The organism is Chloroflexota bacterium (assembly GCA_014360825.1).
Taxonomy (GTDB): domain Bacteria; phylum Chloroflexota; class Anaerolineae; order UBA2200; family JACIWT01; genus JACIWT01.
In genome coordinates this window covers 192027-216664 of the sequence record JACIWT010000002.1, presented here as the reverse complement: position 1 = coordinate 216664, position 24638 = coordinate 192027, and the positions used below count along the sequence as shown (strand labels likewise).

The following is a 24638-nucleotide window of genomic DNA, read 5'->3' as shown; positions in this document are numbered from 1 at the left end:
CCCGTCCAGTCGGGGCGAGAGGACTTGAACCTCCGACTTCACGGACCCGAACCGTGCGCGCTACCGGTCTGCGCTACGCCCCGACCAAGGAGCATTATACTCCATTTCCGACATATCACCAAATGGTGCAGGTGATGAACGGCATCTGGCGCAAGGCCTACCGAGACGTATGGGTGCGCAAATTGAGGTCTTTCCTCACCATCCTCGGCATTGCGGCAGGTGTGGCCGGGCTGGTGGCCATTGTCTCCACCTCGCAGAACATCGCCGCCGCACAACGCGCCGTTTACGCCGACACCTCCCAGGCGGATCTCTCTTACTGGGTGTGGGATGCTCCCGACGCCCTGCGGCGCAGCCTACTGGCCCTGCCAAATGTCGAAGAGGTCGAATTGCGAGCCACGTTATATGCGAAGGCATACTTGGGCGGCCTTTGGCGCGATGTCTTATTGATGGGCATTGAGGATTTCTCCGACATCCGCGTGAACCGCATCCTTCTGCAAGAGGGGAACTATCCGGGTTGGGACGGCATTCTGCTCGACACCTCCGTGCGAGATGTAACAGACGTCGCCATCGGTCAAGCCATCACCATCCGCGCGGGAACAGGGAATCGTGATCATACCCTCACCATCAGCGGGTTTGCACTGAGCCCGGAATATCCCTCGGCTGAATTCACAAACCTCATCCTGGCTTATGTGCCCATCATCCGGGCCCGCGATTTCCTGGGCATTTCTGGCAATAACCGCGTGCTCATTCGATTGCGCGATTTCCGCCTGCGAGAACAAACAGCGCAGGACATCGCTCGCGTGTTCGAGAAGCGCGGCATCCCGTATGCGTCGCCCGTTATCCGTGACCCTGAGCACTTCGAGGGAAAGCGGGAACTGGATGCGATTATTCGCCTGGTGTATCTTTTCTCCGGAGTGGGTCTCGTCATCAGCGCTTTTCTGGTGAGCAACACAATGGCCGCCATAGTTGCCGAAGGGGTGAGCGAAATCGGCGTGATCAAAGCGCTGGGTGGCACACGAACACAGATACTGCGCCTTTACTTGGTCGTGGCATTGATCTACGGATTGACAGGCACCACACTCGGTCTGGTAGGCGGCACACTCGGCGGATGGGTTCTTCTGGCACGCACTGGGCGGGCGCTGAACATACCCGTGAGCACCATCCCATCTCCGGCAGGCCTGAGTCTTGGCATTATCGTGGGCGTCGCCGTGACGCTGTTCGCGAGCCTCGCTCCAGCGTGGCAGGCGGCGCAGATACCTGTACGGGAGGCACTGGGTTCTTATGGCATCACCTCCACCTACGGCCGGGGTTGGGTGGATCGCTGTCTCTTCCGCTTATCCGCTGTGCCCCCTCTGCCCGCTATGGCGGTCCGCAACCTGGCTCGACGCAAGGCCCGGCATCTGCTCACCATCGCTTTCATCGCCATTGCCACCGCCGCGTTACTGGCCGCCCAGAGCACACGTCTCTCGGTCGGTCGAGCGGTCAGCGATCTCTTCCGCATCTACAACGCTGACGCCTGGGTCTGGTTTAGCGAACCGGTGGGCACGGGCTTCGCTGCGTCCTTGCAGGCAGTGCCAGGTGTGACCGTCGCGGAACCTTGGCAATTCACAGATTGCTGGGTGCACCACGCCCCGGCCCGGCTGTGGGGTATGCCCCCGAATACGGTGCTTTATTGCCCTCAGATGCAAGATGGCGAGTGGCTCTCCCTAAATGACCCCGTTGGCGCCGTGGTCTCTGCTGACCTGGCTGCAGCAAAAGGTATCCGTGTGGGCGATGTGATCGAGGTGGAGGCCGGGCCAGGTACGCGGGACTTCCACGTAAGGGGCATCGTCATAGATAACAGCATCTTCCTGGGGAGCCGAGTAGCAGGAAAGGTTTTCATCCCCCTGAGCACATTCGAGCGCCTGTTAGGACAACAGGGATGGACGTCATTCTTCGGCATCCAGGTGCACGACCCGAGCCCGAGTGGAGTCGAGGCAGTGCTGGCTGACATTGATCGCGAATATCGCTACCTGCGTCCTGGAGTCGAAGCAGCCTACCGTGACCTGGCCGGGGCCGAGCGTCAATCGCGCCTGCTTTCAGTTGTGCTATATAGCATGACCTTGCTTGTAGCGTTGGCAGGCGGCGTCGGGGTGTTGAATACGCTCACATTAAGCGTGGTAGAACGGCGGAGGGAAATCGGGGTTCTGCGCGCCATTGGCGCCAGCGATGCCAATCTCGTCCAGGTTTACCTGACAGAGGGGGGCACGATGGGGCTGTTGGGTGGGGCGGCAGGGATTGTCTTAGGCTATCCCTTAGGTCTGGCATTCGTGCGTTTCATAGAGGGCGTGTTATTTCAGATACCTTTTCTTTACCCACCCTATCTGGTCGGTTCAGGAGTGATATTTGCATTGACTTTAGCGGTGGTAGCCAGTCTGGGACCGGCGTTGGCAGCAGCGCGGTTGCCTGCGCGGGAGGCACTGAGATATGAATAGGTTTCGGTGTTTATGTCCAATATGACCAGGAGGCTTATCGTGCGATACGCGGCTTACATGCAGACGAAACGCAACGGTCACACTATGATCCACGTCCTCGATTTGCCCGGCTGCATCGCCCAGGGCAACTCTCCAGAGGAAGCAGAGGAGCGTTTGCCCCAGGCTATTGCTGAATACTTGGCTTGGTTGCGAGAATACGGAGAAACCGCCCCACCAGAGGGCGAACCCATCGCGTTCGACATCGTGGAACGTAATCCCAGCACCGTGACCACTGGGCTTATCGGTTTCTACGAACCTGAGCGTGTGCCTGTCACAGAGGATGAGATCGAGCGGTTCATGCGGCTGATGGATCACGCCCGCGATATATTGCTGCGCTTGGTGCGTGATGTGCCAGACTCGATTTTGGACGCCCGCCCCCTGCCGCGTGTGCGCACCATCCGCGAGATATTGCGTCACATCGCCAACGCCGAACACTGGTACCTCACCCGCATTTGGCACGACGTGCCTCGCCTGCCCCCGCGTCGCAATGTCTTCGACCGGTTGGCCCTCGTGCGCGAGTTGGCTGTCCAACGGCTACGTAGTATGACGACAGAAGACCGTAGCAGAGTAGTGGCCGCTGGAGATGGTGAATTGTGGAGTGCACGCAAAGTTTTCCGGCGCTTCCTGGAGCACGAACGCGAGCATATAGACGAAATAGCAGAGCGCCTGCGCCCATCCGGACGTTTCGTGCGATGACAACAGAGGTTACCATATAACCAAAAAGCCCCTCCCAGTGGAGGGGCTCGCTAATGCGCTTTCGAGACGTTCAGTCGCCCTTGAACATGGCCTCAATTTCTGGGCGTACCAGGTAGTAGATGATGGCTCCACCAATGATGGTGCCGACTGGAAAGTTCAGCAGTCGCAATACAGAGAGGATGATGGTCAGGATTCGGCCCCAGGGTTTCATGTGATAGAGCCCCCAACCAGCGATAACTTGGGCCAGGCCGTAGAGCAGCAGCAAGCCTGCCCCGAAGACGACGACCGTAGCGAGAACGGCCATGGGAATTCTGGCGTCGGGTTCCTCTGTCAAGACCGCTCCCATAATCAGGAGCAAGAACCCTAATCCGCAGATCGCGAACAAACAGACTGCTCCTATGACCCATTGATAGATGCTGATCACCAAGATGCCATCCGGACGTTTCATGTGCAACCTCCTGATTTTCTTCAATCACTTTTTATACGCAGGTTGGCCTTTCTGAGTTGCGGTCTGAGTCCTCGAGCCATCGCGTCAGCAAACCGAGCAACTCGCGCCAACCCTGACGATGGGTTTCCCGCAATGTGGTCCCCTCGTCCGCTTGGAAAGCCTCCCATCCCCCGTGCCGCACTGTCAAACGGGTGCCCTCCGGAATGCCAACCAAATGGAATGCGACCCATGTCTCGCCTGGCCAACCTTCGTCAGCCCAGGTAAGGGTCAAACACCTGGCAGGAACAAATTCCACCACGCGGCCTGAGGTGATAACTAGCGTACCATCTTCCCGCTGCCATGGCTCCACGAAGGCTCCTCCTACCCAGGGCTCCAGGCGGACTCCCTCGCCCCACCAACATCGCAATTGCTCCTCCCGGGTCAGCGCTTCCCATACACACGCTGGTGACGCATGGATCTCCACACTCTCATGGATGACACCTGCTACGCGGCCATGTCCGATGGTGATGACGAGTTCCCATCTGGCAGTTTCGCTCGGTCTCAGACTCATCGCCGTACCAGATGTCACAGCCACATCGAGCCGGTCGGGGTAGCCAGTACAGGGTTCGAGCGCCAGATGGTACACTGGATTGCTTTCGGGCCATCCCCCGGCGTTCAGCCAGATGCCGAGATACGGTACTACATCGAGAGGGAACGAAAGCAAAACATAGTAGTCGTTTGACGGGTCATAGAGAGCAGCCCAGCCCTCACGCAATGCCGTGACGTACAACTTGTCTGCCCAACCTGCCTCCAGTGGTGGGGTAACACTCAAATCGGTGTGCTGCCCTCTCTTATCACACGTAATGGGCCAGGGATGTTTGCTCCCAGGTTCTCCCAATCGGCCGCCGTAGGAACTATCCACATACACCTGTCCGACGACTGGCAGTAAGATGCGCGTGCCTGGACCCACTGCGAACAGCGGGTGGGCAGACCAAGTAAGATGCAATGGATAAGGCGATTCGTTCGCTAAGCAGTAGGAAAGAAAAAGTGTGCTGCCCATTTGCAAAGCGATACGTCTATCCAGCACGTAGGGCAACTGTATGCCCCGCACACGCATGCCCAAACTCTCTTCTTCAAACCACCACTCCCAGGCCTGGGTCCAGGCATCACCATGGTCTGGCAATAGGATGCCACGCCAGGGAGCCTCCGGGTACGGACAAGGAGCAATAGTAGGCAGGCATTCGTCAAAGCCGCTAAAATCATGATCCTCGAAACGGTCGCCCAACCGGCGCCATTTGTATGGGCGACAGGGATTGTGCCAGAGTACATCCCGCCCACTGGACAAATCGATGATGTTAACGATTTTGCCGCCCAATTCGGGCAAAACGGTAACGCGCAAGGCATCACTCTGGATCGCCAAGGCTGTGAAGCCTTCGCGTTTCTCAACGCTGAGGTCCATATCTCTCCGGGCCCCTTCACCTGACGCGAGAATACGCCCCTGCGCAGATTCTCGCTCCAGTGCTGGCTTACAACGTTGCCCCGTTCAGTCCGCCTGACACATCAGGAGCTAATCTTGTAGACTTTGTCTCCGGCCCGCACGCGATCGATCACCTTGATGCCAACGGAATCACCCTTGCCCGCTTCTGGCACGTTACGATGCTCGATCTGCATGGAGGTAACTTCCTGGATGAAGTCGGTCGTACGACCAAGGATGTGGATGGTATCGCCCACTTTCAGCGTGCCAGCGAGTTCAATAGCAGCGACTTCGATGCGGTTGAAAAAATGTGACACTGTACCAATCAGTTGCTCGGCCACTTTTCACCTCCTCCAGCGTGATCCTTTCTCGAGCCCTTCTGTGAAACGTCCACGATCCTTCTCATCGTCCACAGAGAATATACATCAATGTGAAGCGTTTGTCCAGTGGTACAGGATATCAGACGGAAAACAATGAAACCCAGCACTTGCCTAAATCGGAACTTTCTGGTATACTTTAGTAGCGCATCATTTTGAGGAAAAGTGGGCGGACTTCCCACTTTTCTTCTTGTGGGAGGCCAGGACTGGCCTCTATTCACACGTGCGGATGTACATCTACCGCAGGAGGTTGATAGTTTGAAGAACGACTTTCTCATCGCCATCGCACAGGTGTGCAATGAGAGAAACCTGGCTCGCGAGGTGGTCTTCGAGGCCATCGAGGCTGCGCTGACCTCGGCGTACAAGAAGAATTATGGCACAGCACAGAATGTCTCGGTCAAAATTGACCCCGAGACAGGAAAGGCGCGCGTGTTTGCTGAACACCTGGTCGTGGAAAAGGTCGAGGATCCAGCCACGCAGATCTCACTCGCCGATGCCCAGAAGATAGATCCAAAAGCGAGCATTGGCAGCACGGTGTTGGTAGAGTTGACACCGCGGGACTTCGGCCGGATCGCGGCACAAACCGCGAAACAGATCATCTTGCAGCGCATCCGAGAGGCCGAGCGCGATACACAATATGCCGACTGGGCCGAGAGAGTGGGCGAGAAGATCAGTGGCACGGTGCGCAATGTGGACCCGAAGGGCAATGTCGTGCTCAGCCTACACCGAGGCGAGGCGATCCTGCCTCCCAGTGAGCAGATCCCAGGTGAGTACTATGCTCAGAACCAGCGCCTGAAGGTTTATGTCTACGATGTGGAGAAAACGCCCCGCGGGCCACGGGTATGGGTCTCGCGGACCCATCGCCAGTTGCTAAAGCGCCTGTTAGAAGATGAAGTGCCCGAGGTCGCAGCGGGCACTGTAGAGGTGAAGGCCATTGCCCGTGAGCCGGGGTCACGCTCGAAGGTTGCTGTCGCTGCCCTTCAGCCCGGTGTAGACCCAGTGGGATCGTGTGTGGGTATGCGAGGCGTGCGCATTCAGAACATAGTGAACGAATTGAACGGCGAGAAAATTGACGTAGTGGCCTGGGATGAAAACATGGCCACGTTCATCGGCAACGCATTAAGCCCTGCCAAAGTGGATAGCGTCGTCCTGGACGAAGCGAGCAAGACGGCCACTGTTGTCGTGCCCGATAAGCAACTCTCGCTGGCCATCGGCAAAGAGGGCCAGAATGCCCGTTTGGCGGCGAAACTGACAGGCTGGCGCATAGACATCAAGAGTGCAAGCGAGGCAGCCGAAGAGGCCCAGCGACGGGCTGCTGAAGAGGCGGAGGCAGCTGCCCAGGCGGAAAAGGAAGCCGAAGCAATTGCCGCGGCTCAAGCGCTGCTCGCCGAAGCAGAGGCCTCGCTGGCTCAAGAGGGCGAGGCAATGCCAGTGGCAGAAGAAAGCGTGGTTGAAATAGCCGAAGCCGCAGAGGAAGCATTAGTCCCGACAGAGGAAACCCAGCCAATAGAGCCTGAGCCCCAGGCTGTGGAGGAGCCGTTGGCTGCTGCACCGGTAGTTGAGGCGATGCCCATTCCAGAAGAGATAGAGGCAGTTGACCAGGAGCCAGAATATGAGGAGTTCTGGGAAGAAGAGGAAGAAGAGGAAACACTAGACCATAAAATCAGCGAGAAGAAACGCCGTAAGGAACGCCGACGGGCACTAGTGTACGATGAGCGGCTTGGCCAAGTAATCGTGCAACGCAAACGCAAGCCGGGCCGCAGCCGAGAGCCCTGGGACGAGGAAGAGGAGTACTAAGCCGTAGGGAATTCGCAAGTTGGTTGTGGCCGGGGTTTGGATATCACGGATGCGCAAGAAGCACATACCGCAGCGCACCTGCGTTGAATGTCGCAAGGTGCTGAGCAAAAGAGAATTGATTCGGATTGTACGCACCCCAGAGGGAGATGTGCGCGTGGACGAAACTGGCAAGGTATCTGGCCGTGGGGTGTATTTGTGTCGGGCACGGAAGTGCTGGACAGGAGCCCTGGCAAAAGGTAGAATAGGCTACGCCCTCAAGATCCAACTGTCGCCCGAGCAAGAAACCACCTTGAGGGAATACGCAGCCAACTTGCCAGAAGAGGCAGAGGGGGCGTAGGTCCACGCTATGGGAATGACGACGGTCCAAAACAAGGAGAGATTTTCACCTCCTGCGCTGGTCCGGCGCGGGAGGTGGAGCACAAAACCAGCGGTATGAATATGAGCGCGTGGGAAAAACAGAGACTCATCGTGTGGGAGGATCAGTATGGCAAATTGAGGTGACTTTTCCTCCCCCTGAAACCCCCGCACCCATGACATTGGCGCGAACGGGCATTCGCTTGGAAGCAATCTGAATCGCGCTGATACAAGCATCCGATGCCTCGGTTTGCGCGAGTGTCCCTCATACCGCGTGCCTACAGTATAACATTCTTAATTTGCGCTCTCGCCTCACACAACAGACATAGCACTCATACACCGAGTATCACATTGTCCAGGCGCTTCTGAGTGAACAAGCCGGATAATTCGTGAGCGCCAGGCGATTGAAGCCGTCGTGTGAGGGGAGAGAGTGAGCGGGAGGCGCGTATGACAAGAAAAAATAAGGTAGAGAGGGCTACGGACTCCGTCCCCTCTCAACCTGAGGGCAAAAAAACAATTACCGCTGCTACAAGGCCGGACAGACGCAAGAGTAAGCAGATGACACACGACTCGCCGACTAGCAAGCCGGATTCTGCTCCCTTGCAATCCAGAGCAAAAGCATCTCGAGGACAACCGCAAGAAGGAGAGAAGCCTGTGGCTCGCAAAGGGAGCGAACCTGGAAGAGGCAAGAAGCCTGTGCCGAAAGAGAAGCCGCGTCCGGTCTCCACGCCAGAGACTCAGGCAAAGGGTCAGCGTCCAGCAGCATCAAAACGTGTCAGCGGCGCAAGAAGAGCCAAAACATCTGTACCGCCGAAGCCAGCGCCTACAACTATGCCTCAGGCGGTTACCGAGCAACCGGCAATCGAGGCTCCTACCATAGAGCCATCCCAGGCTCCCGCCGTAGAGATATCTAATGAAATTGTGATACCCAGCACCATCAGTGTTCGCGATTTGGCTGCCTTAATGAAGCGCAGCCCGATTGATGTGATCAAAGAACTGATGAAAAACGGCGTGATGGCGAATATCAACCAGCAGATTGACTATGAAACCGCTGCCATCGTCGCCGAGGATATGGGATTCCGGCCAATCGAAGAACGCCCACCAGAGCCGGAGGTTGAAGAGGCGATTGAAGAAACGCCGACCCGACGCCAGTACACGGCCGAGGAGGTGGCGCGCCTAACTCTGCGCCCGCCGGTGGTGACGGTAATGGGACACGTGGACCACGGTAAGACCAGCCTGCTGGATGCCATCCGCGAGACCAACGTCGCAGCAGGAGAGGCTGGCAGTATCACCCAGCATATCGGCGCTTATCAGGTACAACACCACGGTCGCAAGATCACCTTCCTGGACACACCAGGACACGAGGCCTTCACTGCCATGCGCGCGCGAGGCGCGAAGGTCACGGACATCGCCGTGTTGGTAGTCGCTGCCGACGATGGGGTAATGCCGCAAACGCTGGAGGCCATTGACCACGCCCGCGCGGCTCGCGTTCCCATCATTGTAGCCCTCAACAAAATCGACAAGGAAAATGCCAACCCCGACTTGGTCAAGCAGCAACTCGCCGACGCCGGCCTGGTCATTGAGGAATTCGGTGGAGATGTAGTCTGCGTGCCCGTCTCGGCCAAGAAGCACATTGGTATTGACGCGCTGTTGGAAATGATCCTGTTGGTAGCCGATGTCCAAGAACTACGTGCCTTGCCAGATGAGCCAGCCCGCGGCACAGTCATCGAGGCGGAACTGGACAAGACCAAGGGACCTGTGGCCACCTTGCTGGTGCAGGAAGGTACTCTTCGCCTTGGAGATTTTGTGGTCATCGGCGAAACCTATGGCAAGGTGCGCGCCTTATTTGATGATAAAGGGGAACGCCTCGAAAGTGCTGGACCCTCCACACCAGTGCTTGTCCTGGGGCTTGAGGACGTTCCTGTGGCGGGTGAATCGTTCCGGGTTGTGAAAGATGAACGCGAGGCGAGATCATTGGCTCATGAGGCGGCAATGGCGCGCCGGGAAACCGAGCAGCGACCAACGAAAAGGCTGACTTTGGACGAAATCTACGCCCAAGCGGCTGCTGGACAAGTGAAAGAACTCAACATCATCCTCAAAGCAGATGTGCAGGGATCCATTGAACCCATTGTTTCTTCTGTGGAGAAATTAAGCAGTGAGAAACTTAAGGTTAAATTCCTGCGCCAGAGCATTGGCAACATCACCGAGTCGGATATCATGCTGGCCGTAGCCTCCAATGCTATCGTCATTGGCTTCGGCGTCTCCATGGATACTGCCGCTGCTCGCGCCGCCGAGGCCAATGGTGTGGATGTTCGTTTTTATGACATCATCTACAAATTGGTGGACGACATAGATAAAGCCCTCCAAGGTCTCTTAGAGCCCGTCTATCAGGATGTGACCATTGGCCATGCAGAAGTGCGCGCTATCTTCCACATCCGCAAGCGGGGTAATGTCGCGGGTTGCCTGGTAACCGATGGTCAGGCGGCCCGCAACGCCAAGGCCCGCGTCTGGCGTGATGGCCAAGTGCTCTTCGATGGTGGGGTGGCATCACTCCGCCGCTTCACTGAAGATGTGCGTGAGGTGGCAGCCGGGTTAGAGTGCGGGATCGGTCTCGACGGGTTTGATGCCTTCCAGGAGGGTGACGTGATCGAGTTTTACAGAAAGGAGCGGGTGAGCTAAGACGTTCACCCCGGAAAGACAGATGGCCAATCGTCGTCAACGTCGAGTCAGCGATTTGATTCATCATGAGGTCAGCGACCTGCTGTCAAGAAAGATGAAGGACCCTCGTCTCGAACACGTGACCGTTACAGGGGTGGAGATCACCGCAGATCTCAAACTGGCCCGTGTATACGTCACCGTGCTCGGTGAGGCCGAAGAGACGAAGGCCGCTCTGGATGGCTTGGAACATGCCAGAGGGTTCATCCGCCGCGAATTGGCTCATGCCCTTGACCTGAGATTCGTGCCCGATCTGGAATTCCGCTTGGATGAGGCTTTCTATCGGGGAGTGCGTATTGATGCCCTCTTGGGTGGGCTCAAAAATGAACAAAACGATCAGACGGGCGAAGAAACTCATCGCTGAGGCGAAATCCATCGTTGTGATCTGCCACATCGCACCGGATGGGGATACCATCGGATCCGCACTGGGATTAGGGTGGCTCTTGCGTCGGATGGGCAAGCACGTCTCGGTAGTCTGTGCCGACCCGATTCCCTCGCGCTACAGGTTCCTGCCCGGTGCTGGTGAGATCCTCCCGCACCACCCTGAGGGTTGTGATTTGATCATCGTGGTGGATACGAGCGATACCGAGCGCATCGGAGCACTGTATGATATGGCAGTTTTCGCAACTGTGCCGGTGATCAACATTGATCACCATATCACCAATACGCACTTCGGTGACGTGAATTTAGTGGAGGATATATCTTCCACAGCCGAGATCATTTACGATTTGGCAAATGAATTAGATGTCCCGTTAGATATAAACTCCGCGACAGGGCTGCTCACAGGGCTGGTAACCGATACACAATGCTTCCGCACCCCGAACGTCACGGCGGATACACTCCGGCGGGCGGTGGCTATGATGGAGGCGGGAGCATCCCTTCGCGATATCACAGAACTGGTGTACAACCGGCTGCCCGCTTCGGCTATTTACTTGTGGGGGCAGGCTCTTGTGAACGCACAAAGGCGAGGACGCATCCTGTACACAACGATAGACAACGAGACGCTGCACCGCTACGACGCCTCGGCAGATGAACTTAGCGGCATCGTTAATTTCCTGGCTAGCACGTCGGATGCCGATGTGGCCGTGCTTTTCCGCGAGCGTAACGACGGTCGCATCGAAGCCGGGATGCGCGCCAGCCGGGGATGGAAAGTGTCCGATGTTGCACTGCGTTTGGGTGGAGGCGGTCATCCTCAGGCTGCGGGGTGTATTCTCAAGGGCTCGCTGGATGAAGTGCGAGAGATTGTGCTGTCGGCCTTAGAGCAATCGCTGTCCGAACAGGCTGAGGAAAAACGCGCCCGTCCATCGCCATGTGAAACGTAAGGGTGGATTACTCTCAAATGGGGCAGACATCGCCGTCTGGCATCTTGAACTTGGATAAACCAGCGGGGTGGACCTCACACGATGTGGTTGCTCAGGTACGCCGGATAACGGGGCAGAAGCGAGTGGGGCACGCCGGTACGCTTGACCCGATGGCAACCGGGGTGCTGCTGCTTTGTGTAGGTCAGGCGACACGGCTGGCTGAGTATTTGATGCAGAGTACGAAGGTGTACCAAGCCCGCGTTCGCCTAGGCGTGAGTACAGATACTTACGATGCCGAAGGACGCGTGGTTGCCACAAGCAATGATATCCCCACAGACCGCGCCATAGTCGAAAGGGCACTGCTTCAGTTTGTTGGCGTGATCGAGCAAGTGCCACCCATGTTTTCCGCCATCAAGCACCAGGGGCAACCGCTCTATGCGCGAGCCCGCCGAGGCGAGGCGATGGAGGTCGCAGCACGACCGGTGCATGTGCACGAAATACAACTTACTGAGTGGATGCCACCCGAGTTAGAATTTACTGTGACCTGTGGTAAGGGGACTTACGTTCGCTCTTTGGCTCATGATCTGGGACAGGCCTTGGGCTGTGGAGCGCATCTGGTCGCCTTGCGCCGACTGTCAGTAGGTTCTTTTCGCGCTGAGGATGCTGTTACGCTGGCTGAATTAGAAGACGCGGCAGAGAAAGGTCACTGGACCAAGTTGCTTGTGCCGATGGACGAAGCAGTTAAGCAATACCCAGCGGTGGTTTTGAGTGAGAACGACTTTGCCAGAGTGATCCACGGACAGCAGATTACACTGCCGGTACCCGTGCAGGGCGTGCTCTGCCGTGCTTACTCGCCCGATGGTAACTTCGTCGCCCTGCTGGCTCAGGATCAGGCAATAGACCTTTGGCATCCCCAGAAAGTATTCTGGCCTAAGTAGCCATGCGAGTGATTGACCGGCTCGAGGACGCAAATCTGGATAAGGACACCGTTCTAACTATCGGTGCTTATGACGGTGTCCATCGCGGACACCAAGTTCTGCTCCGCCAAGTGATTGCCCGGGCGCAGAAGACCAATCGCCTGAGCGGCCTGGTTACTTTCTACCCTCATCCTCGTGCCGTCTTGCACTCGTCAAAGGGAATCCAGTATTTGACCACACCGGGCGAGAAAGCCGTTTTGCTGGAGCAACTCGGCTTGGATATCATGGTCCTGCTTGCTTTCACCCCGGAGGTGGCGGCAACACCGGCCCGTGAGTTCGTACGCACTCTTGTGGACCGGCTGCGGATGAGGGAACTGTGGACAGGCGAGGATTTCGCTCTGGGGCGGGACCGTGAGGGAGACGTGGAGACTCTGCGCCGGCTGGGCGATGAGTTTGGGTATGTGTTGCACGTCATCCCCACGGTCCGAGGAGATTCAGAACCCATTAGCAGCAGCGGGATAAGAGACCTTTTGAGTAAAGGGGATGTCGCCGAGGCTGCACGGCTATTAGGGCGCTACTACAGCCTTTCGGGCGAGGTGGTGACTGGCATGGCGCGTGGGCGTGACTTGGGCTTCCCCACCGCCAATTTGGCTGTGCGCGAAGAGCGAGCCATGCCTGGGGACGGTGTATACGCCGCATTCGCCCTAATTGGCGGCATCCGCTATCCGGCAGTGGCAAACATCGGCACGCGCCCCACCTTTGGCGAGGGGGTTCGGGTCGTTGAAGTACATATTATCGACGAGAGATGCGATCTTTACGGACAGGACCTAGCCGTCGAGTTCGTGAAACGACTGCGCTCGGAGAAACAGTTCGCGAGTGCTCCAGAACTGGTGGAGCAGATACAAAATGATGTCCGAGAGGCACAAATGATCCTGCGCGAGGTACAATTTATGCCAGAGCCCCGAAGATTCGAGGAGATCGAGCATACCGCGGACTTAGCGATCCGCGCTTATGGGAACACCCTCTCAGATTTGTATGCGAACGCTGCCTATGGGATGTTCCAACTCGTGTGCGGCGCCGAAAAAGTAGCCGCTATGGGACCAGAGAGGCACATAGAATTGGCGGCTCAAGATCGCGAGGCATTGCTCGTGAATTGGCTGAACGAGTTATTGTACATGCAAGACGAGCATGACGAAGTTTACACAGAATTCACCATCACAGAACTTTCGGATACCAAACTGAGAGCACTTGTGCGGGGTGGCCCACCTACTTGCATCTACAAACACATCAAGGCTGCTACGTTCCACGGGCTGCACATCGAGGAGAATGCAAATGGATTCGTGGCGACGATCATCTTTGACGTGTGAGGAGGGATCAAAATGGTCAGCAAGAGCGAGTTGAGAAAATTGAGCGATGTGCTGTACGAGATACCCAAGGGGTATCGTCCTGACATGCGTGTCCCGGCGCGCGTTTACGCCGACGATGACTTACTAGAAATGGCCATGCGCGACCGATCCATGGAGCAACTAATCAATACCGCCACCCTGCCTGGCGTAGTGCGCTATGCCCTGGCTATGCCCGATATGCACCAGGGTTACGGCTTCCCTATCGGAGGGGTGGCGGCGACTCTCTTACCTAACGGGGTGATTTCGCCTGGAGGAGTGGGATACGACATCAACTGCGGGGTGCGGTTGCTATCCAGCGCCATCCGTGCGGAAGAGATTAAGCCGTACATACAGCAACTCATGAGTGCTCTCTTCAAGAACGTGCCCAGCGGTGTGGGTCGGGGGGGCGATGTGCAGGTCAGTGCTCGTGATCTGGACGAAGTGCTGGAGCAAGGCTCGCGTTGGGCTAAGCGCAGGGGCTATGCTACCGACGAAGACCTGGCACATACCGAAGAGGGCGGCAGCATGGCTGGAGGCGATGCCAGCAAGGTGAGTCAGCGGGCTAAGAAACGCGCCAATGACCAGGTGGGCACGCTGGGTTCAGGCAACCACTTCTTGGAGATTGACGAGATTGTCGAAGTCTATGACGAGGAGGTGGCAAAGCGCTTCGGGCTCCGTGTGGGAGACATTGCGGTATGGATTCACTCCGGCTCGCGGGCTATGGGTCATCAGATCTGCACCGACTACGTGAGTTCGCTCCAGAGCGCAGTGGATCGCTACAAGATCCGTTTACCAGACCGCGAACTGGTGTGCGCACCTTTTGATTCACCGGAGGGGCAGGCTTACTTCGCGGCGATGGTTTGTGCGGCCAATTACGCCTGGGCCAACCGACAGGTGATGACCTACTTGACGAGGCGCACTTTCGAGGAAGTACTTGGAGGTAAAGTGAAAGATTGGCACCTGCGCTTAATCTACGATGTGGCGCATAACATCGCCAAGATCGAGGAGTATGAGATTGACGGCCAGAAGGTGAAACTATGTGTGCACCGCAAAGGGGCAACGCGGTCCTTCGGCCCTGGACACAGCGCACTGCCGCCAGACTACCGTGACGTAGGCCAACCCGTCCTCATCCCCGGTGATATGGGAACCGCATCGTATGTATTAGTGGGCACAAAACAAGCGATGGAGGAAAGTTTTGGTTCTACCTGTCACGGTGCAGGACGGGTGGCCAGCCGGGCTGCTGCCAAGCGCCAGATTCGAGGCGAGCAACTGCGAGCCGAACTCGAACAGAAAGGCATCGTAGTGAAGGCAGGGAGCATGGCCGGGCTGGCCGAAGAGGCACCAGATGCCTACAAAGACATTGACCGCGTGGTGGAGGTAGTGCACAAGGCTGGGTTAGCGCGCAAGGTGGCGCGCCTGGAGCCCATCGGGGTGATGAAGGGCTAAAGCCGGGCTTATCTCACGTGTCTGGTGTAATCCGGCAACAATAGCGGGGCTGTGATCTGCGGGTCCAGCCCTGCTTCTTTCAATTGTTTCTCCCAATCATCCAGATGTGACAGGGTCAGCCGACCTAACTTCACCTTTGTTGCCCGCTCTGCGGCTGCCCGCCCTGCACGCCGACCGAAGACGGTGATATCGAGCAACGAGTTACCCATCAATCGGTTGCGCCCATGGATGCCCCCGGCGGCCTCGCCTGCCACAAATAGGTTCGGGATGGCTGTAGAACCGTCAGGTTTGATGGCAATGCCACCGTTCTGGTAGTGCAGCGTGGGGTAGACCAACATCGGCTCTTTTGTTATGTCAATGCCGAAACGCTGGAACTGTCGCACCATGGCCGGCAACTCTCGCTGGATGGTGCCTGGGCCGTGGATCAAGTCAATCATAGGCGAATCCAGCCAGACCCCTTGGCGGCCAGTGGGTGTAGTCACGCCCTTACCCCGCTCTTTGCACTCGCGGATGAAGGCTGCCGCTTCCACATCGCGGGTTTCCAGGGGATACACGAATTGTTCCCCATCCACATTAGTAACCTGGGCGCCGAGGCCGCGCACCTTCTCCGTCACGAGGAAGCCCAGGATCTGTTCTGGGTAGGCTGCGCCGGTGGGATGGTATTGCATCGTATCGATGAAAGACAATTTTGCTCCCACCCGGTACGCCAGGATAAGGCCATCGGCGGTGGCTCCATAATGGTTGGTAGTAGGGAAGCCCTGGTAATGCAATCGTCCACTACCACCCGTGGCCAGGATGGTCGTTTTCGCCTTTACTACGAGGTGCTCACCGGTCTCCAGATTCATCAAGACAGCGCCAGCGACCTGCCCTTTGGTGTCCATAATCAGCTCGACGGCAGGCGAGAATTCGATGACTTTGATGTCAGGGCGGTTGCGCACCTCATCCCGAAGAGTGCGCATGATCTCCGCCCCCGAGTAATCGCGGGCGTAGTGCATGCGTTTGCGCGAGGTGCCCCCACCGTGGATCTGCTTCAGGGTGCCATCGGGCTCTTTGTCAAACATACAGCCTAGGCTCTCCAGCCACTGGATGACCATAGGCGCGTCATGCACGAGCGCCTCGACCAGGTCAGGATCATTGGTGAAGCCTCCCCCGCCCATCACATCCAGATAATGGCGAACGGGCGAGTCCTCAGGCCGATCTGCAGCCTGGATACCACCCTGGGCCATCATTGTGTTGGCATCACCATGGCGCAATTTCGTAGCCAAGATGACCCGGGCTCCATTCTCTTGAGCAATAAGCGCAGCCGATGACCCCGCACCGCCGCCACCGATCACCAGGACATCGGTCTCGTAATCCACTTGGGTGAGGTCAACGCTATCGGAGCGCAGGACGGGGCGTGCTTCCAATAAATCGGCCAGTTCCAACGGTGTGCGGTCTCCTTTATTGGGGCCCACCCGTATCTCGCGCATGGCCTCTTTGATGTAGTCGGGATGAAACCGCTGGAGAAGCGTTTGCCGCTCTTCCGGCGGTATACGAGGGAAGGTCTCATGCATCCGGGTGGGGCGAGTGGCCTCCACTTTTTTGATGGACTCGCGCATCTCGGGTGTATAAGTCATGGAATACTCTCCTTGTTTTTCACACTGGGTTCTGAGCAAGCACAGGCAGTTTATTCCGGCTCAATATCCCTTTTGTTATACAACTCTTTCAACTCATCCTTGGTCTTCTTTTTCATCTGGGCGAGTTCGACATCATATTTCCCGGCCTTCACTTCCGCCACCCGTTCGGCGAGGTGAAGGGCTTTTGGAGCCAAGTATTTGCCGTAGAGGCGACGGCAAAGAATGGCCACATTGTACTGCCCTTGCTCGGTTGGACAACGCATTGCGCACAAGCCACACATAATGCAATCGAAGGATTTATTGGCGGCAGAGGCGATGTCACCGCGCATGATATCGGCCATGAAATCGCGCACATCCAAGTTCTGCGGGCAGACCTTGCTGCACGTGCCACAACTCAGGCAGCGCAGCACTTCTGGATAAAGCCGCACGATGGTAGCCAAGGTCGGTGTGATTTCCTCAATGTTGTAAACCGCCCGCTGGATAGGGAAAGAGGGAATCTGTGCCAGATACATACCGGGCTGCACCATGGTCTGGCAGGCCAAGCCGATGTATAGGCGATAGTCGCCTGGCAGGCGGTAAACGGTGGCGCAGGCGCCACAGAAGCCCTCCCGACACCCCACTCCACGCACCAGTTTGTATCCAGCGTACTCCATAGCAGTCATAATGGTGAGGGAAGGCGGCACCATATACTGTTTGCCCATGATGTAGATGGGGATCAATTCAGCGTTTTTCTTCTCCGGCATTCCACACCTCCGATATGATCAGCCCTCACCAAGGTCGGTCAATTCATCTTCGCGGAAAGTGGCGAGCGGCAATTCTTCGTCCAGTCTACGACCCGGCTGATAATCGAAGAGAGCCTGCACCTTCTGACCCACGGCGCGGAAGATGGTCCCTACAGGCAACTGGCTGGGGCAAGCACTCGTGCACAGTCCGCATCCCACGCAGGACGTAACCATATGATTCATACGCGTGAGATGGAAGAGCAGCGTGTCGGTGGGCATGCGTATAATCCCCTGCCGTCCGGCTCGCCGATAGTACACATCTGAGTCATGGTCGAAAGTTGGACCTTGGAAGAGGCATTGTTTGCAATAACAGATGGGGCAGGCCACCATGCAATTGTAGCAGCGGATGCAGCGCGAGAACTCTGCCAGGAGGCTCGGCATATCCACCACCCGCTGCCGAAATTCGGAGATAACGGCGTCGCGCCGCGCGATCCGATCCGCTACCAACTTCTCCACAGCAGCGGCGCGGCCTGCTGGCTCTGCGTCCGGCGAAAGACCCAATTTCTCTGCCAATTCGTCCTTCACGTCCAGCAAGATGCCATTCTGCACCCCAATAAGCCCGATGGCGATATCTGCATTCGCTGGTGTGGGGAACTCGCACATCTGACAGGCGGCGCGGAACTGGTAGCCTCCGTGTGGCACGACGAGCCCCTGTCGTGCTGCAGCGAGGGCTTCGGCCGTCAAAGATACACCCTCGCCAGTGAGCGCCGCGTAATCGCGCACCTCGTACGTGCCCAGACAGTCTATGCCGATGATGACCACGTCGTCCAGGTTGGCTTGCTTGAGTTTAGTTAACTCAATTAAGGCGCGGATCTCACAAGACTTGAGCACGGCGCCCAATCGCAAGCGAGGGATATTCTCGCCGATGGGCATATTCCCCGTGAGGTTGGCGACCAGGGTTGCCGATTGCACCGGGATGACCGGTGAGATGGGGTCCGTAGTTTCCATATGCTCTGGATCGCGCACGAGAGTCTGAACGACGTTGTCACCACTGGGGACAACTTGGGGGACAAGTAGCGCATCCACTACACCTTTCTCCAGCATCGTGCGCAAGAAGGTCCTCAAAGCGCCCAAGGTGTCATTTCCGCGGATCTCCATGATGGCTTTCATAGTTTAGATCCCCCAGAGCGTTCGGAGAGGATTAGGACCTTTCTCTTGGATAGCGGCCACCATCTCCCTCACGGTATCAGCGAATTTTTGTCCCTCACTGGCACTGATCCAGCGCAACCAAACACGGTCTTCATCAAACCCCAACTGGTCTAAAATGTTCTTTAGAATGGCCACACGCCGGCGGGCTTTGTAGTTGCCGCTCTGATAGTGGCAGTCGCCGGGATGACAACCCCCGATGAGCACACCGTCGGCGCCTTCCAGCAAGGCCTTTAACACGTAGGCAGTATCCAACGCACCACTACACATCAGGCGGATGATGCGGATGTTAGGTGGATATTGGATGCGCGAAGTGCCTGCCAGATCAGCGCCAGCGTACGTGCACCAGTTGCACAGGAAGGCGATGATTCTCGGTTCAAATTCGTTCACGCGAGCGCTCCCTTGTCAGATAGGGGACCACGCTGTCCCCGGATTAATTAGCGAACATCCACCACTTTTCCGCCCAATTCCTCTACCACCGCCGTGAGTTTCTCCGGTGGCACGTCTTGAACTTTCACCGTGATGAGGCGGTTGGTGGGGTCCTGGCCCAAGAAGGTCCCGAGGCTGACGATGTTGCCTCCCGCCTTGGCGATGGCAGCAGTGAGTTCGGCCAACTGCCCTCTTTGATCCGGAGCGAGAAGCGTGAGCCGCACGCCCTGCTCTCTGGCCCCGAGCAATTCGATTAGGATCTTGAAAATGTCGGTTTCGGTGATGATGCCGACGAGTTTGCCATCACGCATCACGGGGAGACAGCCGATCTTGTTGTCCACCATGAGGCGTGCTGCTTCTTCCAAGGGGCAGGTCTCGCAGGTGGTGATGACGTCGCGCTTCATGATGTCGGCAACTGTGAGTTTGGACAACAAATAGTGCAACTCGAACACGCTCAAAGTAGTCACGGGCGATGGAGAGGCGTAGAGCAAGTCCTTCTCGGAGACGATGCCCACCAGGCGCTTGTTACGGTCTAGCACTGGCAGCCGCCGCACTTTGTTCTCACGGATGATGCGTAGCGCCTCGTCTATCGAGGTTTCGGGACGAATTGTGATTGGGTTATGAGTCATTCTTTCACCCACTAACATGGTGTTTCCCTCCTTTTTTCAATTGCTTGATGCTTCCAATTTCTCGAACGCTTCAGCCAAGCGCCATCTCAATCTTAGCCAATTCACCGCGTTTTTCAAAGCCGTATTGTTGACTTGCGCCATTCGGACAAGCAGTGCTGCACGCTCCACAGCCCTGACACAAGGCATCAATGACTTCGGCCACATGACGCTCTTCGTCCAACCGGCGTGCACCGGATGGGCAAAGGGCCACACAGAGCCCGCAGCCAGCGCACAATCGCTCGTTCACGGTTGCCGTGAAGACCGCTGCCTCGATGGCCTCCTTCGAGAGCAATCTCACCGCGCGCAGGGCGGCGCCATTGGCCTGAGCAATGGATTCGCTAATGCTCTGTGGAGAGTGGGCCAAGCCACACAGATAGATGCCATCGGTAGCGAAATCCAATGGACGCAATTTGGGATGGGCCTCCAGGAAAAACCCATCCTGATTGAGCGGGACTTTCAGCAGCCGTGCCAGTTCCTCGTTGTCATGGGGCACAATGCCCGTGCTCAAGATCAAGTACTGCGGATACAGCATCCACTTATCGTCCGAGCCGGGCCTCTTTGCCTCGAGACACAGCCGCCCATTCTCTACAAACACGCGCGGTTTGGCCTCCGGCTCGTAGCGCATGAAAACGACGCCCATCTCTTGTGCCTGGTGATAATATATCTCTTTGAAGCCATAGGTGCTGATATCGCGGTACAGGATATACACACTGGTTTTGGGACTATGTTGCTTGATCTTGATTGCGTTCTTCACTGCTTGCTCACAGCAGATGCGACTGCAATAGGGATGCCGTTCATCCCGCGAGCCAACGCATTGTATCATCACCACATCGCTGTCTGGTAGCAATTCGATGTTGCCCGCTGCCAGCCGTTCCTCAAGTTCACTTTGGGTGAGCACGTGCTCATCCTGGCCGTACAGGTATTCGGAGGTGGCTGCCGCCTGCGCGCCGGTTGCCACTACAATCGCACCGTGCTCTATCACCCTGCGTCCGCCATTCCCAGAAATGATGGTCTCATACCTGCCTGCGTAACCGCCAATGCTTTCTACACGCGCGCTCGTGTACACGGAAATGCGAGGGTGTGAGGACACCTTGGCTATGGTTTGATGCAAGAGAGCCTGGGGGTCTTCACCATTTAAGGAGTGGTAGACATGGCGCAAGTGACCACCCAACTCCGGTTCGCGTTCTACCAGGTGAACTGGGTATCCTTGTTCAGCGATGGAAAGAGCCGCGGTCATGCCAGCGATGCCCCCGCCTATGACCAAGGCGCTACGCACTGGTTCGAACTTGGTTCGCCGTACTGGCCGCAGAGCACGGACCTTGGCCACGGCCATGGCCACGAGTTCCTTGGCCTTCTCTGTGGCTGTACCCGGGGTGTCTTCATGAGCCCAGGAACTTTGCTCACGGATGTTGGCCATCTCGAATAGAGACGGGTTGAGACCCGCGCTGCGAATTGTGTCTCGGAACAATGGTTCATGGGTGCGGGGCGTGCAGGAGGCCACGACCAAGCGGTTCAGATGGTGCTCCTTGATCTTGTCTCGAATCTTGTTTCGACTGTCCTGGGAACAGACGTACAGGTCTTGATCGGCATAGGCCACACCGGGTAGTTTGGCCGCGTATTCCACCACCTCCGTCACATTGACTACCCCACCGATATTGATGCCGCAGTGGCAAATGAACACGCCCACTCGTGGCTCTTCCTCCGTTACATCGCGCTCAGGAGGATAAGCATTTGCCTCGACTAGCGTGCCCCGGGCAGCAGCCAGCAGGCGCGAGGCGTCGGCCGCAGCACTGGAAGCCTCGACGATGGCCTCTGGGATGTCTTTGGGCTCTTTGAAAGTCCCGGCGACGAAAATCCCAGGGCGCGAAGTAGTGGTGGGACTGAATTCGCCAGTCTCACAAAAGCCCCACTGATTGAGTTTCACACCGAGCCGCTCTGCCAGCAACCGCCTGTTCTCGTCCGACTGAAAGCCGACTGAAAGTACCGCCAGATCGAACTCTTCCTCGTGCGTCTGCCCCATTTCGTCTGTGTAACGCACCAGGAGATTGTGGTTCCCGGGCATTTCCTCGAGCGAGAAAGCAGAACAACGGATGGGACGAATGCCATAATCCCTCCGTGCATTCTCATAGTAGCGCTCGAAATCTTTGCCGAAAGTGCGGATATCCCGGAAGAAAATGGAAGGCTCAAGAGCAGGGAGATACTCTTTGGCCAAGATTGCTTCTTTGATGGCCGACATACAGCATACTGAAGAGCAGTACTCGCGTCCAGGAGGGGGCTCTCGTGAGCCGACGCACTGTAGCCAGGCTATCTTGTGCGGTTCCTTGCCATCCGAGGGGCGTTGTATGCGGCCGCCGTACGGCCCTGTTGGTGAAAGCAGACGCTCAAACTCTATACTAGTCAGCACATTAGGCCAGCGTCCAAAGCCGTACTCTTCTGTCAGCCAGGCGTCGGTGAGTTCCGCGCCAGGAGTGAGTACCACTGCGCCCACTTCGAATTCGCGGATAGTCTCCTGCATCTCGTGGATCGGCGCGCCCGTCTTGCAGGCATACACGCACTCCAGGCATTCTGAACAGATGCCACAGGAGAGACAGCGTTCGGCCTCGGCCAGGGCCTGTTCCTCGGTGAGCACCAAATCGACCTCAGCAAAGCCCCTCACCCGTTCAGAGACAGGCAATTGCGGCTTTTCCACCCTGGGACGTTTCACAATCTGGCCAGTTTCCAGTTTCTCTGCCAGTTCCTGCTCGGTGATTTCGACCACGGGCTGAAGAACGGGCTCCTTCGCCCCCAACTCTTCGCCGCGGATATAGCGGTCTATAGAACGAGCGGCCTTATGTCCGGCGGCAATGGCCTCAACGACAAAGGCGGTTCCAGTTACAGCATCGCCACCCGCAAATACACCGGGCCTGGTGGTCATCAATGTGTTCGCATCCACCTGGATAGTGCGCCCACGCCCGATTTTGATGTCGCCGTCGGCGGAGAGAAAACCAGTGTCTGGAGCCTGGCCAATGGCAAAGATAACCAGATCACAGGGCAGGATGTGTTCGGTTTCCGGGAATTCATCCATATCAATGCCCTGCGGCGTGAAACCCCGGAAGTGCACGTTCCAGACCCGGACCCCGGTGACGCGACCGTTCTCTGAGAGGATTTCTTTGAAAGTGCGATCATTATACATGACCACACCTTCGGCCTGCGCCTCCTCGATCTCCCAGCGGTGGGCGGGTTGCATCTCGCAACTTTCCAGGCAGGCCATGCTGACTTCTGCTGCACCGAAGCGCACCGCCGTCCGCGCCACGTCGATGGCAACGTTGCCGCCACCTAAGACGAGCACACGCCTGCCTGAGAGGTCCATCTTTTCGCCCAGTGCCACTCGGCGCAGGAAGTCGGTGTTAAGCCAAACATCGGGTAGGTCCGCACCAGGGATGGGGAGTTTGCGTCCCTGGTGTGCCCCGATGGCCAGGAAAACGGCTTTGTAGCCTTCGGCGAACAGCGACTCCACATCCTCCACGCGGGTGTTGAGTCTCAGTTCAACGCCCAGGTCCAAGATATCTTGTATTTCACGTTCAACGATCTGGCGAGGCAAACGGTACTCTGGCACGCCCACGCGCATCATGCCCCCAGCAACAGGCAGTGCTTCGAAAACAGTGACACCATAGCCCATCCGCACCAGGTCCTGGGCCGCCGTCAGTCCCGCTGGTCCCGAACCAACGACGGCAATACGCTCTGGCCGTGTGCGTTTGGCAGGTTCCACAGGTGCCCGTTCGCGCGCGTAGATCTGGTCGGCAACAAAGCGTTTGAGAGCCATAATGGAAACCGGTTCGTCCACGCGGCCGCGCGTGCACTCATCTTCGCAGCGGTGGTTGCAGATGCGGCCGCAGACGCTGGGGAAGGGATTGTCCTCCTTGATGGCACGATAGGCGTCTTCGTAGCGTTTCTCTCGGATCAGGGCAATGTATCCCTGGGCTCGCTGGTGGATAGGGCACGCGTTGCGACAGGGGGCGGTGCCGCGTTTTTGGATGGTGTAGGCACCGGGCGTGGCCTGAGGGTAGAGCGTGTAGATGGCTTTATGCTTCGACAGACCCGCATTGAATTCATCCGGAACTTCCACTGGGCAGGCAGCGCTGCAATCCCCGCAAAATGCGCATTTCGTTGGGTCCACGAAGCGTGGCAATTGACGCACCTGGACTTTGAAGTGGCCCGGCTCACCTGAAATGCTCTCCACCGAAGCACCGGTGATGACTTCAATGTGCCGGCCCGTCTCCAGCAATTCGGGCGTCATCGCGCATTGCTTACTGCGATGGTAGATGTTCCAACAGTTGTGGTATCGCCCCACCTCCGTCAATTTAGGCGTCGTGATGCACAGGATACAATCATTCGTGTTAGTGGGAAAGGTTTTATCGAATTGAGCCACAAGGCCACCAAGCGCTGGCTTTTCCTCCACCAAGTACACTTTGAAGCCTGCCTCAGTTAGGTCACGGGAGGCTTGCAAGCCGGCAATGCCGCCACCAACAACTAAGACGGCACCGATGGGATTGGATTTGCTCGTCTGATTGGGGCAGTGATCTGAGTTGCTCATAGAGATATCTGCTATCCTCAAT

At 57.1% G+C, this 24638-nt stretch carries 19 protein-coding genes and 1 tRNA gene; 10 read left to right on the top strand and 10 right to left on the bottom strand.

From position 1 onward, the window contains the following. Window positions 1–9: 9 nt before the first annotated feature. A tRNA-Pro gene (locus tag H5T64_02325) sits at window positions 10–83 on the bottom strand. Here H5T64_02325 and H5T64_02320 point away from each other — a divergent pair. Then, window positions 54–2474 carry an FtsX-like permease family protein gene (locus tag H5T64_02320; GenBank protein ID MBC7263175.1) on the top strand — a complete coding sequence of 807 codons (2421 nt, stop codon included), beginning with the start codon at window positions 54–56 and terminating at the stop codon, window positions 2472–2474. The two genes, H5T64_02325 and H5T64_02320, sit on opposite strands and share 30 nt — an antisense overlap. A 39-nt stretch (window positions 2475–2513) precedes the next feature. After that, window positions 2514–3209, top strand: coding sequence for a type II toxin-antitoxin system HicB family antitoxin (locus H5T64_02315; protein ID MBC7263174.1), 696 nt, complete (start codon window positions 2514–2516; stop codon window positions 3207–3209). Window positions 3210–3279: 70 nt separating this feature from the next. Here the strand turns inward: H5T64_02315 and H5T64_02310 are convergent, their stop codons facing one another. The 3 genes from H5T64_02310 to H5T64_02300 all read right to left on the bottom strand — a co-directional run bounded on the left by H5T64_02310 (window position 3280) and on the right by H5T64_02300 (window position 5451). Then, window positions 3280–3657, bottom strand: coding sequence for a hypothetical protein (locus H5T64_02310; GenBank protein MBC7263173.1), 378 nt, complete (start codon window positions 3655–3657; stop codon window positions 3280–3282). A gap of 31 nt (window positions 3658–3688) precedes the next feature. Beyond that, complete coding sequence (locus H5T64_02305) at window positions 3689–5095, bottom strand: DUF5107 domain-containing protein (protein ID MBC7263172.1); 1407 nt, start codon at window positions 5093–5095, stop codon at window positions 3689–3691. Window positions 5096–5196: 101 nt separating this feature from the next. Continuing rightward, window positions 5197–5451: a translation elongation factor-like protein gene (locus H5T64_02300; GenBank protein ID MBC7263171.1), complete on the bottom strand. Its 255-nt coding sequence runs from the start codon at window positions 5449–5451 to the stop codon at window positions 5197–5199. A 294-nt stretch (window positions 5452–5745) separates the two neighbouring features. On the opposite strand from H5T64_02300, the gene nusA reads away from it, so the two are divergent. The 8 genes from nusA (at window position 5746) to H5T64_02260 (ending at window position 15402) form a co-directional block, all read left to right on the top strand. Next, the gene (nusA, locus tag H5T64_02295; protein ID MBC7263170.1) at window positions 5746–7284 is read left to right on the top strand and encodes a transcription termination/antitermination protein NusA; all 1539 of its coding nucleotides are present in this window, start codon (window positions 5746–5748) and stop codon (window positions 7282–7284) included. Between the two features lie 49 nt (window positions 7285–7333). Then, window positions 7334–7621: a YlxR family protein gene (locus H5T64_02290; protein MBC7263169.1), complete on the top strand. Its 288-nt coding sequence runs from the start codon at window positions 7334–7336 to the stop codon at window positions 7619–7621. Window positions 7622–8085: 464 nt separating this feature from the next. Beyond that, complete coding sequence (infB, locus tag H5T64_02285; GenBank protein ID MBC7263168.1) at window positions 8086–10317, top strand: translation initiation factor IF-2; 2232 nt, start codon at window positions 8086–8088, stop codon at window positions 10315–10317. Between the two features lie 22 nt (window positions 10318–10339). Next, a complete protein-coding gene (gene rbfA / locus H5T64_02280; protein ID MBC7263167.1) occupies window positions 10340–10717 on the top strand; it encodes a 30S ribosome-binding factor RbfA in 378 nt (125 codons plus the stop codon). Beyond that, a complete protein-coding gene (locus tag H5T64_02275) occupies window positions 10677–11675 on the top strand; it encodes a bifunctional oligoribonuclease/PAP phosphatase NrnA (protein MBC7263166.1) in 999 nt (332 codons plus the stop codon). Before rbfA ends, H5T64_02275 begins: the two co-directional genes overlap by 41 nt. Window positions 11676–11692: 17 nt before the next feature. Continuing rightward, complete coding sequence (truB, locus tag H5T64_02270) at window positions 11693–12592, top strand: tRNA pseudouridine(55) synthase TruB (protein ID MBC7263165.1); 900 nt, start codon at window positions 11693–11695, stop codon at window positions 12590–12592. Window positions 12593–12600: 8 nt separating this feature from the next. Then, on the top strand, window positions 12601–13938 hold the full coding sequence (locus H5T64_02265) for a bifunctional riboflavin kinase/FAD synthetase (protein MBC7263164.1): 1338 nt from the start codon (window positions 12601–12603) through the stop codon (window positions 13936–13938). A 12-nt stretch (window positions 13939–13950) separates the two neighbouring features. Beyond that, the gene (locus H5T64_02260; protein MBC7263163.1) at window positions 13951–15402 is read left to right on the top strand and encodes an RtcB family protein; all 1452 of its coding nucleotides are present in this window, start codon (window positions 13951–13953) and stop codon (window positions 15400–15402) included. An 8-nt stretch (window positions 15403–15410) separates the two neighbouring features. Here H5T64_02260 and H5T64_02255 read toward each other — a convergent pair whose 3' ends face one another. From H5T64_02255 to H5T64_02230, 6 genes are read right to left on the bottom strand one after another with little or no spacing between them, the layout of a single operon-like run. Continuing rightward, window positions 15411–17018: an FAD-binding protein gene (locus H5T64_02255; protein MBC7263162.1), complete on the bottom strand. Its 1608-nt coding sequence runs from the start codon at window positions 17016–17018 to the stop codon at window positions 15411–15413. A 50-nt stretch (window positions 17019–17068) separates the two neighbouring features. Continuing rightward, window positions 17069–17761, bottom strand: a complete 693-nt coding sequence (locus tag H5T64_02250; protein MBC7263161.1) for a 4Fe-4S dicluster domain-containing protein — start codon at window positions 17759–17761, stop codon at window positions 17069–17071. Window positions 17762–17779: 18 nt separating this feature from the next. Continuing rightward, window positions 17780–18910, bottom strand: a complete 1131-nt coding sequence (locus tag H5T64_02245) for a 4Fe-4S dicluster domain-containing protein (GenBank protein ID MBC7263160.1) — start codon at window positions 18908–18910, stop codon at window positions 17780–17782. Between the two features lie 3 nt (window positions 18911–18913). Continuing rightward, the gene (locus tag H5T64_02240; protein MBC7263159.1) at window positions 18914–19336 is read right to left on the bottom strand and encodes a hydrogenase iron-sulfur subunit; all 423 of its coding nucleotides are present in this window, start codon (window positions 19334–19336) and stop codon (window positions 18914–18916) included. A 47-nt stretch (window positions 19337–19383) separates the two neighbouring features. Continuing rightward, entirely contained in the window at window positions 19384–20022 is a 639-nt protein-coding gene (locus H5T64_02235) for a CBS domain-containing protein (protein ID MBC7263158.1), read from the bottom strand. Between the two features lie 52 nt (window positions 20023–20074). Beyond that, window positions 20075–24616: an FAD-dependent oxidoreductase gene (locus tag H5T64_02230; GenBank protein ID MBC7263157.1), complete on the bottom strand. Its 4542-nt coding sequence runs from the start codon at window positions 24614–24616 to the stop codon at window positions 20075–20077. Window positions 24617–24638 lie beyond the last annotated feature (22 nt).